Origin of the sequence: Nocardia sp. NPDC020380, assembly GCF_044386975.1 — a bacterium.
Taxonomy (GTDB): domain Bacteria; phylum Actinomycetota; class Actinomycetes; order Mycobacteriales; family Mycobacteriaceae; genus Nocardia.
In genome coordinates this window covers 1-13,389 of record NZ_JBIRVQ010000036.1, presented here as the reverse complement: position 1 = coordinate 13,389, position 13,389 = coordinate 1, and the positions used below count along the sequence as shown (strand labels likewise).

At 60.1% G+C, this 13,389-nt stretch carries 12 protein-coding genes; 8 read left to right on the top strand and 4 right to left on the bottom strand.

The features are described from left to right. Nucleotides 1-1,447: 1,447 nt before the first annotated feature. Nucleotides 1,448-2,188: a hypothetical protein gene (locus ACH438_RS46145; RefSeq protein ID WP_397017685.1), complete on the top strand. Its 741-nt coding sequence runs from the start codon at nucleotides 1,448-1,450 to the stop codon at nucleotides 2,186-2,188. Nucleotides 2,189-3,261: 1,073 nt separating this feature from the next. Here the strand turns inward: ACH438_RS46145 and ACH438_RS46140 are convergent. The 4 genes from ACH438_RS46140 to ACH438_RS46125 are packed head-to-tail and all read right to left on the bottom strand — an operon-like array spanning nucleotide 3,262 to nucleotide 5,617. Further along, on the bottom strand, nucleotides 3,262-3,726 hold the full coding sequence (locus ACH438_RS46140) for a hypothetical protein (protein WP_397017684.1): 465 nt from the start codon (nucleotides 3,724-3,726) through the stop codon (nucleotides 3,262-3,264). A gap of 29 nt (nucleotides 3,727-3,755) precedes the next feature. Continuing rightward, nucleotides 3,756-4,574 (bottom strand): hypothetical protein, encoded by an 819-nt coding sequence (locus ACH438_RS46135; RefSeq protein ID WP_397017682.1) that lies wholly within the window; start codon nucleotides 4,572-4,574, stop codon nucleotides 3,756-3,758. A gap of 10 nt (nucleotides 4,575-4,584) precedes the next feature. Next, on the bottom strand, nucleotides 4,585-4,899 hold the full coding sequence (locus ACH438_RS46130) for a hypothetical protein (protein WP_397017680.1): 315 nt from the start codon (nucleotides 4,897-4,899) through the stop codon (nucleotides 4,585-4,587). A gap of 1 nt (nucleotide 4,900) precedes the next feature. Further along, nucleotides 4,901-5,617, bottom strand: a complete 717-nt coding sequence (locus tag ACH438_RS46125) for a hypothetical protein (protein ID WP_397017678.1) — start codon at nucleotides 5,615-5,617, stop codon at nucleotides 4,901-4,903. 892 nt (nucleotides 5,618-6,509) lie between these two features. Between ACH438_RS46125 and ACH438_RS46120 the strand changes: the two genes are divergently transcribed. From ACH438_RS46120 to ACH438_RS46090, 7 genes are all read left to right on the top strand, one after another. Next, a complete protein-coding gene (locus tag ACH438_RS46120) occupies nucleotides 6,510-7,088 on the top strand; it encodes an MspA family porin (RefSeq protein WP_397017676.1) in 579 nt (192 codons plus the stop codon). 69 nt (nucleotides 7,089-7,157) lie between these two features. Continuing rightward, nucleotides 7,158-7,445, top strand: coding sequence for a hypothetical protein (locus ACH438_RS46115; protein WP_397017674.1), 288 nt, complete (start codon nucleotides 7,158-7,160; stop codon nucleotides 7,443-7,445). A 302-nt stretch (nucleotides 7,446-7,747) separates the two neighbouring features. Next, nucleotides 7,748-9,892, top strand: coding sequence for a hypothetical protein (locus ACH438_RS46110; RefSeq protein ID WP_397017672.1), 2,145 nt, complete (start codon nucleotides 7,748-7,750; stop codon nucleotides 9,890-9,892). Nucleotides 9,893-9,894: 2 nt separating this feature from the next. Beyond that, on the top strand, nucleotides 9,895-10,245 hold the full coding sequence (locus ACH438_RS46105) for a hypothetical protein (protein ID WP_397017670.1): 351 nt from the start codon (nucleotides 9,895-9,897) through the stop codon (nucleotides 10,243-10,245). Between the two features lie 120 nt (nucleotides 10,246-10,365). Further along, entirely contained in the window at nucleotides 10,366-10,626 is a 261-nt protein-coding gene (locus ACH438_RS46100; RefSeq protein WP_397017668.1) for a hypothetical protein, read from the top strand. A gap of 531 nt (nucleotides 10,627-11,157) precedes the next feature. After that, nucleotides 11,158-11,484 carry a hypothetical protein gene (locus tag ACH438_RS46095; protein WP_397017667.1) on the top strand — a complete coding sequence of 109 codons (327 nt, stop codon included), beginning with the start codon at nucleotides 11,158-11,160 and terminating at the stop codon, nucleotides 11,482-11,484. Nucleotides 11,485-12,039: 555 nt separating this feature from the next. After that, nucleotides 12,040-13,314 carry a hypothetical protein gene (locus ACH438_RS46090; RefSeq protein ID WP_397017666.1) on the top strand — a complete coding sequence of 425 codons (1,275 nt, stop codon included), beginning with the start codon at nucleotides 12,040-12,042 and terminating at the stop codon, nucleotides 13,312-13,314. Nucleotides 13,315-13,389 lie beyond the last annotated feature (75 nt).

Sequence of the window (13,389 nt, the reverse complement as noted above, 5' to 3'; positions counted from 1 at the left end):
GCCCCGCCGACTACGAATCCGTTCACGCACCCGATAACATGGCTCAAGCCGCGTAATCACAAACCCCGTGTCCAACTTCCGGGGTCAAGGCCCGACTCTTCTATCAGGGTTGTCATGGACGGCGACGATAGCCGTGTTGTAGCCCGATTTTGTGAAACGCCGCGAGGGCATCATTCACTGCACCCATACAAGAATCTCACGCCAACGACTACCCGAATGCATGGTACTTACCGCCACAGTGCAGCCCATTTTTCACGAAAAGTGGGTGGGGCGCGTGGGCCAGGCGGGCAGGCCCTCGCCTGCCCGGCAATGCTGCCCGCGGCGGTGCCGCAGAGGCTTCCGACCAAGGACGAGTTTCCGGATCACCCGTGCTGCACCAGACTTGCCGGACCGATGCCCGGAAATTCGTCCTTGGTCGCGGAGGGGCGGCACCGCATACAATCGCGCGTCCCCACCCAGCTTCCCGAGGCGACAGGCACCCGACAAGTTGCGGTGCACCGGGCCGTGCGGCGTCACCATGAATGCGACATGCCGAGCGGCACCGAAGATCCCGAGGGGCGCAACCCATGCCGATCGTCAGCACACGATGGTGCCTTCGTCGTTGAAAGTCCGCACGTAGTCGTACTCTGCGCGCCGAGACTGCGGCACAACGCCGCACACCTCTGCATGCGATCAACAAACGACGGTCGTGCGGGGTACCGGGCTTTGCCAGCGTTTCGCACGCCCTTCTGCCCTCTGAACAGCGGTGATGGGCTTCATGCTCAGAGGACACCAAATACCCCCATCAGTGTGTATTTGGTGTCCTCTGAGCATGAAGCAATGAGAGAAGAAGAGAGCGGGAAGATGAAAAAGTATGAGTAACAATACAATTCAGTAAGAGAGAAGGTAAGTAGTGTTGGGTGAGTACCGGTGAAGTTGGCTGCGTAGTAACGGAAAGTGACGAAGGTGAGAGAGCAGCGGTCCGGTGAAAGCCGACGTCCGGCACGATCGTGACGTCCGGTGCGAACCTGCTGCAACGCATGAAAAGTCCGGTGAGAATCATTGAGGTGATGAGCCCGGTGACGAGTCCGTAACTCGGTGCGACTGGCTCCGCTATGGGAATCTCGGGGCGCGCGCCGCAGTGTAATCGTGCCGCCCCCGCAGATGTGCGCGACCGCGCCCGGCCCGAACGAATTTCGCCGTGACCGCCAGGCGCGGTGTCGACGTTGAGGGACAGCGAAATTCGTCCGTGCACGCGTTGGCGCGTTCGCTCGCATCTGTGGATCCTGCGGCACGAAGGGCAGGCGTTGAGGGGCAGGCCGCGAGGCCTGCCCCTCGACGAGCGCGGCGCGCGCCCAGGGATTCCACGCTCTCCGAGGTACCTGACTTCATTGACACGTACGTGTCAAAACCATTGGGCCACTGGCTGACACGTACGTGTCAGATCTTTCGGAAGGACCCAGAGATCATGACCGACTCCGACACCGTCACTGGATTGCTGGTTACCGCTCTGGAAAACACCTGGGCGGCAATCCGATCTCATCATCCCGACGTTCCTGATGTAGTACTTACGGTCGGATCTGGCTCGACCAGCAGCGGCAACCTGACGCTCGGGCACTTCGCACCGAACCGATGGATACGCGGCGAATACGAGCTTCACGAGTTGTTCGTGAGTGGTGAGGGACTTCAACGTGGGGCCGCAGACGTACTCGGCACCCTGCTACACGAAGCCGCGCACGGCGTCGCGATGGTACGGGGAGTCAAAGACACCAGCCGCCAAGGCCGCTGGCACAACGAGCGCTATCGCATTCTCGGTGAAGAACTGGGTCTCGCACTGACCCAACATCCGAAGATTGGATGGTCGATCACTACGGTGCCTGGCGGCACGCGTACGCGGTACCAAGATGACTTGGACGAACTTGCGTTCGCGTTGGTGGCCTATCGCCGGCCTGAACCTGGGTGGCGGGCTGGACGCAAGTCCAGCAACAACGGGCTCTCTGCCGAGTGTGATTGTGGGCGTAAGATCCGCGTCTCGCGCAGTGTCTACGAGGCCGGGCTAATCTCGTGTGGAATCTGCGGTGGCGTCTTCGAGACGCAGGCCCCCAGATCGACGCTGAAGTCATCGCAGGTAGATGGTACGAATAACCAAGAGAAGTGGGGGAGGCCGGTGATCCTGCCTCCCCCACAAGACCTGGGTGCGAAGATCTAGGATCTTCGCAGGGACACCTCGTACCGGCATGGAACCGGCCCCAGGAGTTGCCCAGTAAGAATGCGGCATCGGATCGACCGTGTCAAAGTGATGTCATGACATCGGTTGCGATTTGGGCGGGAGTCGACTCACGTGGTCCTTCTTCGTTGTACATAGCGACCGATAGCCGTATCAGTTGGATGCCAGGCGCATCGAGATGGAACCAGGGACGTAAGACATTCGCTTGCGTAAATGAGCCCTTCATATTCGGCTATTGGGGTGCCGTACTATTTCCCGCGCTTGCCCTTCCGCTAGTACAAGACCAATTAGATCGTGGCATGGCATCGAAGGCGCCCGGTCTACGTGGGCATCGAGTTATCGAGCACGCAATCCGCACACTATGGACAGATTACCCAAACAATCAACGTCAGGATGTCGGCATAGCAATTGCCAGTCGCGCAGGCACTGGCTTGGTATCGACATTCCTATTGTCGATCCTCACGTACTCAACGAATACCAATAAATGGACACTCACGGAAGTACCCATGCCGACAACATCTGCAGCACTTCATATCGCTGGAAGCGGGGCAAGTGAGGTTAAGAAAACTCACCAACTCTGGGAATTGAGTAGTGCGAAAGGTACGAGTCGAGCAGTGTTCAGCGCTTTCTGCGAGTCGCTTGCTATAGGTAAAGACGCTGCATCAGGTGGCGCACCACAGCTTGTCGGGCTGCATCGGATTGGACCAGCGAAGACATTCGGAATTCTTTACAAGAATCGGCGATATGTCGGTGGACGATCCGTCGGCGACATAAACGAGGCAGCCTCTCTGTCCGATATAGAATGGTTTAACGAGCTTTTTGAAAGAACAGACGGACCTAGAAAGCGACGGACAGCAGGAGCGCAAATTCACAATTCGCGATAATGGACAGCGATTCCATACCAGGGATTCCGAGCGGCGATAACTAGGCCGTTGGCGGAGCCTAATAAGGAAACCAGAGATCGAACGGCAACGGCTTGACTGTCGAATGCAACCGCGGACGCAATATGCAGCTACCCGACTGCTCAAAAAATCGCCGACGAAGCTGAAAATCAATCAGTTGTTGACTTCATGTGTAGTTCGGATCAGAAACTGGATAGATTGCTTGGTCTTGTCATTCGATAGGTCGCCCTGATGGTAAAACTCCATGGTTCCGAGCCATGGACCCACCTGGACACGGAATCGGTTATCGGGCGCGAGCCAGACCTTTTCATCAAAGCCTTTTTGAGACACGTAGCCTAGGTCATTCGACGGGTCACCACTTGCCGTTCCGGTGCGCAGCATAGACAGTGTTCCGACGAGACCGGTCGAAGTACTGTTCATTGGGCAGGAGGTTCCCTTGCCCACCGGCTTATCAGAGTGGACTTCAGTGGAATCGTCGATATCCAACGCTAGATCACTTCGCAGGAAATCGGCGAATTCACTGCAGAGCTTCGCCTGTGCATAGCTTGAGGACTTTGAGCTATTGCCGTCCCCGCCAGATGATCCGCAACCAGTCAGCGCCAGCAGCAGTGGGACCATTAGCAGAGTGACATTGCGGCACATTTTCGTCACAGACTCGACCACCTATACGGGGAACCGTCATCATCTGCCGAGAAATCAGCAAATACATTAGTTTCAGGCACTGGCCACTTGTTCAGAGAAGAGAACCCATCTTGGGCTGCAGTCATGCTCTGAAGGTGATTACTGCTGATCTTGAAGCTTGCCAGAGCGCTCACGATGGCAGATATAGTTGTGACTATAGCCCCACATGTATCGTCCACCAAATCCACAAAACCTTGGACGAATTTCAGACTGAATATGTTTGATAGAAAGTTTTTGATAGCTTCTAGCAGCTTATAGATCTGATCGTTCAGGGTGCTATAGAATTGAACGACACTTTGTGCGACAGTTTCGAGTTCGACGGCGACCTTCTCACAGAAAGCTACCATAGCGGCATATGCCGGGTCCTGCTGGTTAGTCCGCATATTCTCATAGTTGGTCTCACCACCACCTTCCCAGTACGCGCCGAGACCCGCTTCCCTCTCCAGGTTCCGCGCGTCAATCACATCCTGTTCGATCAATCTCCACTTAGCTGCCAGATCGATGAGAGTGACCGGCAATTTGATGCCCTCGACGAACTGCTTGAAGCCTGGACTATTGTCCTGAGGATCCCCATTGACCATCTTGTTGACTGTGGACTTGGCTTCGTCCCGTTTCGATCTGAGCCAGCCTTCGCCAATTCCGTCGAGAAACGGTAGGCTCAACACTCCCCCGCCGCCCATGAGCCCAGCGAAATCTCGGTCAATATCACTTACTGCGGAATAGATTTTCGCCTCCATCCCATAGATTTTATTGATATAGCCGTCGAGTGAATCCTGGGTTGCCATCGCAGATATCCTAGTTCAAACCGGTGAACGAGTCTCTATTTGCATCGTCTTGTTGCTGGTACGCATCGTGACCAGACTTGAGTGTAGCGCTGATGGCACCGCATGCCTTTAGGCCTTCAGATAGGCGATCGTATGCATACTGCGGGACGAGCTTGTAAGTTCCAAAAAACTCATGGAACAACCCCACCTGATTGGGATCTACGTTTACAGTATTTTGCGCTTTAACCGATGCATTGAGCAGCTTGATTCCTGCGTCTTGCCACTTTTGCTGAGCGACCAGCATTTTCTGCAGATCAACGACAAGCCTTTGGCCGTCCGGAGCCATGTCAGTACACGCTACTTTCGATCAGTCGGCGCTGATGATCGCGCTTCAATTCGGATAGTTGTTCGTCGGTGTAATTCGACCAGTCCCGCTTAAGAGTGAATTTCGGCTGGGCTGCGCGGATCTTCGCCACACAGGCCATTATCTCGGCCTCGATGGCGTAGGGATCCGCACAACCCCACCACTGGGACCACACACGGAAAGATCGAATTGATTCGCGACTACCTGAAATAGTGACGACCGGTTCGTCATTTTGCGTAGCCTGTCCGTTCACCCGGTAATGACCTGTCGCGAATAGCTCGTCCTGAAGTCCGCGGTACTCATCCCATGTTTCAGCCTCTAGCAGGAGGCTGATCCGTTGCCGTCTGGAGACGAAGTGTGCATGCGGATAGTCCGGTGACAGGCGACCGCCCGCGGTGGCGTTCAGGTGAGTCAGATGGCGAACCGCAGCGCTGTTGTATGCCTTCAGGAGCTCACGCCCCACCTCGTGCGCTTGAACTTGGTAGTTCCAGTTGTTCGCGAACTGGAGTCGGACAGGAAGTAGGCCGTTGTCTACTTCCATGGCTACCGACGACGATCCCGGCAGGGGCGATGTTTGCGAGACGTTGTCTGAGGGGCGTATCGGCGGTGGCTGCGGTGCACGCCGTGGAGGCGGCACAGGCGTCGACTCGTCTTCCCAGTCGTCACCGAAGTTCCCGAAGTTCGTGTAGTGAATCACCATCGCTGCAAGCAACCCCCATTGACGCCCCAACCACCAACCTGGACAAGCTATCAGGAGACTGACAGTTGGACAATTTGCCAACTCCACGCGGTGGGCCGGCCCGCCTGACCTCAAGGGTGTTCGGGTCGACGGTCGGGCACGTCGGCTTTCTGTGTGTGATGATGTGGGCGAAAGCGATTGGCCGTAAAGATTTTTCAAGAGCAGGCAGCCTGGATCGGTTCACCTAGGGATTCTGCGCTTTCCCACCTGCTTGAGCTGCGTTCGTGCAGGTCAGGACATCGTTTCGAGGGTGGGAACTTCTAATCCCTAGGTCGCAGGTTCGATTCCTGCCGGGGGCACTCACCGGGCTTGACCTTTCCCTAGGTCAGGCCGGGTACCCACACCAAGTACCCAACCACCGAGCCAGAGAAACCCCAGGTCGCCGGTCGCAGGTTCGTTTCGTCGGGGGTTGCTGTCAGCTAGCACCCCAGCTCAAAGCACCTATAGAACAGGATAGCCAGCCGACCAGCCGACAACAGGAACAGACAGAGCAGCAAAGTCAGTCAGGCTCGCCCGCTCGGCAGTCGAAGTCTCCCTACGCCCGTAACGATCTGGACACGCAACCACCACTGCTCGGCCCGCTCGATCGCACACGATGCCACGAATCACGCAGCATCAGAACATATTTCGGGCTGCGATCCGGGCAGTTATGCCTGCCGCCACAATTGCCGCTTCGAGTGATGGGCACCCCACTCACCTAGCACGGCAGACGCCCTCCATGCCAGCCTGGCCACCCAGCAGAAAGTTTGCTGGAAGTTGTCTGATTATGGAGGGGATTCCTGTAGTAATGATGCGACCGACAATGGCCGCCGGTGCTGGATTGCTGGCCACGGCGCTGATCTCAGGTGTTTGGATGGCCAGTTCGGCCGGTGCAGATGTAGTAGCTGACAAGTATCGGCGGACCGTCACGGACGACGGCTGGACCTTGGCGGTGACCAAGACCAATGAGAATCTCGACCGCTGGCCCAACCTCGCGAGCTCCCCGGTCAGCCGGGAAGGATTCGTCAGCCTCAAGGCAATCGCCGAGGTCACCGGCGGCGGCAATCAGCCCATCACCTCCGGCACCGTCACCCTCGGCTACCAAATCGGCTGCGCCGTAGATGTTTCCAACGGCCTGACCCTGGGTTTGGGGTTCTCGATCGGACCGAACGCCTCCGTCACGATCTCCCAGTTCCCCGGCGTGACGATCGGCGGCCAGGCGGCGGTGACCCCGAACATCTCCACCACCCTCAAACCCGGCGCGATCGCCACCATCGCCTTCGGATCCAAACCCCTTGCCGGGCCGAGAGCTTCGATCACCGCCGAACAGGTCGAGATCAAAGTCGACGCCTGCGCAGGGCCGGTGACCATCAGGTCCTTCGCCACCGCCGCGATCTCCACCCCGGCCGCCGACAACAACATCTCGGTGTACGGCGACCCCATCTGGCTGTGAAGAAACCACCAGTGCCCCAGCACCTTCGCCATCGACGCTAACAAGTTTTCGCAGGAAGGCCGACCACTGATGACCGACACCATCCCTACTGTTCAGAGTGCGGTGTCACCGCGCGCGGAATCCACGCCGGAAGCGGTGAATCCGACTGCCGTCGCGCTCGGCGGCCTCGTCCTGGGTCTGCTGTTGTTGATCGTGGCGTTCGCAAACCTTGACCGAATGCCTGGCTGGGCCGACGATTACGGCGCGATCCTGGTCTATCTGGCATTCTTCCTCTACATGTCGATCGCAGGTCGGCTCACCTGGTGGGCCATCGACACCCTGCGCGAACAGGTCAGAAATCGCCGGGAACGCCGATGAGAGCCGATCCCGCGCGGCATGCCGCGCTCATCCTGGCCATGGCCGCCACCGGTCTCGGGATCGGCTCGGCGGTTCTGCTGGGCTCGCCGCCCGCAACCGCACAGGGATACGTTCCGTGTGAACAGTGGCAGGCCATGCACCCTGGCTGGCCCTGCATCGACACCCCGACCGTTCCCCCAGTGCCACCAGGTGGCCCGCCGACCGTGTCCACCCCACCACCGCTGCCCTCGCAGACCCCGGGTATTCCGTCCCAGCCTGGCACGGGTGGCGGCATCGGCGCGGGTGCGCTCACCCCACCGGCCATGCCGCCCGGCAACGGCACGCCGATCGTGCCCGTCCCCGGAGCCGAAACCCCGGTGCTGCCCGGTAATCAGGGCCCTGCAACACAGCAGGCACCGGCGGTGCCGCCCGACGGCGTTCCTGCGACTCCGCCGCCGGTCGGCGACAAACCCGCACCCGCCGTGGCACCCGAGCCGTCGCAACCCTTGGCTCCCACGCCGGTTACGACACCGGAACCAACCTCCACACACGCGAACGCTCCCGCCTCACGGACCCCGGCGTCCAAGGGCAGTGATGGACGGATTCCTTTGCTGCTGGCCGGTGTCGCCGCGTTCCTCGCGCCGGCACTACGCCTGCGCCGCGGTAGTTCGTCACAGCAGTTGACGATCACCAAGCCCTGGGATGGCGGGCAACAGACCTTCATCCTCATGGACGACCCGAGCGCACCGCACGAATACCGTTTCCCGCAAAACGTTCCGCCGGGCGGGCAAGTTCGCAAGAACCCCGACGGCTCCGTCGATGTCCTCGACTCCGCCGGAAGCATTGTCTCGCATACGAATCCGCCATGGGCCTACGACGCACTCGGTCGCCCGGTCAGAACCTGGTACGACGTCGACGGCGACACCATCGTCCAACACATCGAACCCGACCCCGACAATGTCTTCCCGGTCCTGGCCGACCCCGACACCATCCCGTCCTGCACCATCAGCAGCGACGGCGCCGGGGGCACCACTACCTCCAGCAGCCACACCGACGGCAGCGTGTTCACTACCCACGACGATGGCCGCGGCAACGTCACCACCGCGCTATCCACTCCGGTGCCCGACAGCGGCGGAACCGTCGATACGCGCATCAACAACTCCGACGGAACTATCACCAATATGCGCTCGGTCCCCAACGGGCAAGGCGGAGTAACCACCTGGACCGAAAACCCCGACAGAACCAACTCGGTCGCGTACCCTCCGAGCGCTGAGCACCCCGGCGGCCTGATCGTCCGCGAAACCGCGCCGGGCAGCAGCACGCCGGCCGAAACCGTCGAACTCCAACCGGGCGGGCGTGCGGGCCATGTGACCGAGTACAACACCGACGGCACCGTCAGCGAAGCCGACTTCCGCCAAGGCGCGCTCGGCCCGACTACCGATATCACCAACCCCGACGGCACCCACACCCAGGTCAACACCGTCGGCGGTAGCACCAACGGCCACCCGGGCAGCATCATCACCGAAGACGATGGCAGCCGCTACGTTCTCGAACCCGACGGCACCGCCGTCCCTATCGACCGCTACAACAACGCCATCGGCACCGCGAACTACGGCAACCAATACGACCCCGTCACCGGCACCTGGCACAGCGACCCCGTCACCCACCGCGGCCCGATCATCACCGCTACCGACGGCACCAGCACCCAGGAATGGTTCTTCCGCGACAACACCGGTGAAACACGCTCGGCCACCGCCTATTTCGACAAGAACGGCAATCTCGTCTCCGTACAGTACCTCGACTACACCGGCGTCGAGATCACCAACTTCAGCACAATTAACGGCATTACCCTGCCCACCGGCACCACCAAGATGGACGCCGGTAACGTCGTCGACAACGCCGACCTAGTCTTCAACGCCGTTATGGCGGTAACCGGTGTCGCTGAACTCGGCTACACTGCCGGACGATTGATCGGTAGCGAGCTTCTTGCCCGCGGATTGCTCGAGAGTGGTACGACCGCTCTTGGCACCGAAACACTCACCAGCCAACTCGGTAACGCTGGAACAACCCTCGGTGGGCGTGGCGGCAGCGGAATCGTCGCACTCAACCCATCAACAGTGCGGTTCAGCCAGAACAAGGTCAACGACGCGGCAGAAATCATCGAAAGCATGGTCCGCAGCGGCTGGGTCGGCGATCCCATAGATGTGGTTGTGGCCTCCGACGGCGGACTTACCGCGGTCGACAACACGCGCGTGTTGGCCGCAAAATACACTGATACGCCAATCTTGGCGCGAATCCACGCCTTTGACGAGCCGATCCCCGAGTCGATGGCGATACGCTTCACCCGCCAAGGCGATCTTCCCCAGACTTGGGGCGAGGCCATGGAGAATCGTATCGCAAACCAGAGTGCCCGATTTCGAGATACATATCCCGAGGGCGCGCCTCTTACGGGATGGACGGGAAACTGACGATGATCGAGTTGTTGAGCGAGAGAAACCTGCCCACAGGGTTCACCTATCCCCACGAATTCGCCCGGATAGTCGACCTTGGCCTACTGGACCTCGAGCCATGGAACATCCTGCACGGCAAGGTGCTCGAGTTGCGATATCACGGCATGCGTGAGCGCTACCCCGACCGGCAACTTGTGCCGTTCGCGGCACGCATAGACAACGACGATGTCGTGTGCTGGGAGCACGGATCGTCCGAGATTGTCACCGTTCACGACTTCGCTGAGCCTGGGTGGGAAAACCGCGACTCCTATCCCTCCTTCTATGACTGGCTCAGAAAAGCGGTTGACGACCTGATCGACTTTGACAGTTGACCTCCGACGCCCGCACTGGCCGATCCGTGGGCACACTTACCGCTTCCGCCGAAATAGCAAGGAGACTATACATTGACTGCGGAATCCCTTGAATCACTGCTACAAAGGGGGCGCCGAGGCGTGGAAGCGACTGCGCGGGAATGGGATCCCCTGATCGCGCCGGATATGTTTCAGGAATGCTCGATCGCAGACCTCCGATACGTCCCGCTCGCGGCTACGGTAGGGGTCATCATCGATTTGCGCACCGCACTCCAACTAGACGAGGGAAATATCGGACTGCTGATCGTGGAAGGCGTTACCGAGATCCGAGTATCCGACGAATCGGCGTTCGAACACGTGATGATGCGGACTATTGTTGGATCCTCTCCAACGGTGGATTGAGAGGGATATTCGATGAACTTCGCATGCCACCCCAGCCGTGAGGTCACAATCAAAGGGGCTCGCGCAATATATCACGAGGGATTTGTCGATAGCATAGGATCAGCGCAACCCGACCTGAGTGAACTATCCGAATTCTGGACCGGCTTTCCGGACTGGAACTCATGCTTAAAAACTTCATACTCAACAATTACACGAAATTCTGATAAGTAAGGTTCGACAGGAGTGGGCAACAATGCACACTTGAGCCTGCTGGCGCGAGCAAATTGCCGAGTATCCGCTGCCAATTGGGCGGCCCCCCTATATGCCTGCCCAGGCTTGCCGACCTATGAGGGGCGTGGAGCGATGCGGAACAGCGCCACCGCCGCAGTGCTGGGAGTTGCGCTGGCCGCGGTCGTCACGACCGGATGCGAGACCGACCGATTCACGCCGTCGGCGTCCGCGTCGCCGATCGTGTCGGTCTGCGATCCCGACCGCCTATATCCGGCCGTACCTCCGCCAGGACCGCCCGCACCCCGCCCTGCGTCGCCTGCCGTGACCGTCGTCGCGCCTCCGGCCGACGGAGACCTGTTCATCGGGAGATGGATGGCACCGGGCGCCGAAAAGCCGGTCGAGTTCAAATCCGATGGCACCATTGACGACTCATCGGATCAGTGGCAGTGGGTATCGGCCGACAGCGTGCCGAGGTCGGCCGGCCAGCGCGAGCCCGTACCACCGGTGGTCGAGTTCACGAGCGAACACTTCCCTACCGAGACGCGGTCCGCGGCAATGCAGGACGTTCCGCCAACCTCAGATCGCCTCGGCCGCTCGATCTTCGCGAGCGTCGCGCTGGCCGCTTCAGTCAGCGCGACATGCGGCTAGTTAGACATCCCAAGTGCGTAAGTAGTCAAGCGGCCGCGGCGACGAACCACGCGCGGAGCCCGGAACCGTGGTAGCTCACACGCCGCTGTCTATCTGAATCCTGAAGGTGTGAAATAGTTTTCCGGTGGCGAAACCTCGTAGCTTCAGCAGGCCGGTGACAGCGCAGATGGGTTTGCGTGCGCCCCGGGTCGCGCTCGTGGTTCCAGGTGGCGGGTCACGATGGCATGCCGCAGTCCGGCGTGCTCTGCACGCTGCGTCGCAGGTCTGGGGCGGCGCGGGTTTCGTGGTTGTCCCCTACTCCGAGGATGGAGCAGTGCTGCCGTTGCTGGCGGCGGCGATACGCGAGTACGACCCGGACTACGTTTTGCGTCTGCGTGAAGATCTGCCAGCTGGACCGTCGGCCAGCAATCCCGACCCGGGTGATGTCGCCGTGACGACTCTCAGTTCGGGGTGCTCGAACTATCGGTCGGTCTCGGCTGAATCGGTCCTGTCTCCTGTTTTAGCGGCATTCGTCTGCCGTTCTTCGACCTGGGCACGGTGTCGCCGCTGACCAGCATGGACGAGTTCGGTGACGTCGCGACGGCACTGACAGTCGGTGTGGCCTCAACAGGTTTGAACAACTGCCTAGGTGTCGCGGCGGCAGCCGCGTGGGGTCAGCGCGACCGGCCGCTGGAGTCCGATGACGTCGCGATCGATGAACAGATTCGGCGGCGAGCGATCTACGCCGTGCTTTCCGGTGCGCCACCCAACGATATCCGGGGCGTCACCAACTTCGGCTCCGAGGACTCACGACTGCCCACAGACTTCTCCCGAACTGCTATAGGGCTGGACACGTCGTATGAAATCGGACCCGACCAGCCGCCTGCGGTGATGGTTTGGGGTAGTAGCGCAACAGATTTCGCGCTTGCCACGACGTGGGACAGGACCTACGGCGAGGGTGTGTGGGTTCCGGACGAGTGGTGGTCCGAGACGCCGATGCGCGAACGGGTCGCTCTCGCCGTCGAGAGAGTGTTCCGGCGAAACGCGGATCTCGGCAGACAGATCCGGATTACGTCGACGTCGCTCGATCTGGAAGAGGTGTCCAGGCAGATTGACGAGGTGATGGCGCAGATCGCAGGATCTTATCCCGACAGGCCGGAGACGCAGATCGCCCGGGCCGATTTCGAAATTGTCAGCCCGGACTCACTGCCTTTCAGTCGATATCACAAGCAGCGGTATACCGTTCGCGACCAGTACGCCACGCAGTGGTCCGCGACCGTTGGCGACGACAACGGATCGTTGACGATGGAAACACTGCCCCCGGTACCGGCGATCGACGATCCCGAACTGCGGAACGTCCGATCCCTTTCGTGGCAAGTGGAATTGACCCTCGTCGATCACGAAATTCCGGGCACACGCCCGCTGCCGAACCGCGACCTGCTGCGCGCCGGGGAGCCGCCGTACCGGGCTCACATCAGATCCAGCAACGACGGAATCGCCTTCGAGTCGCGGCGTTTCGACCTGATCAGTGCCGGCGCTTCGGTGGAGTGGCAGCTGGCCCGGCCCATGCTGCGGTTCCCGTCGCTGTTCGACTGGGCCGGTGCCCGAGCCCAACTGCGGGGCCTGACGACGAGTTTGTCCACTCCCGGAGCTCATGCAGAGCTGCTTGCCGGTCTGATCGGCAGCCGAGACCACTTGGCCGATCTGTTCGCCGGTCCACTCGCCGACGGGCTCCATGCCTTTGTCACAGCCACCCGCCGGTCCGATCCCACCGTACTTCCCGGCGATCAGGGCTGGATCGCTCACGGTGAGGCGTTCCTGACCTTCCATGGGTGTCGCCTGCCAGGGTGATGGGACCACCGTTTTGCCAAGAGCATGGGACCGGGTTGCATCCGGTCGCGGGGCCGTGTCGATCGTGACCGATGA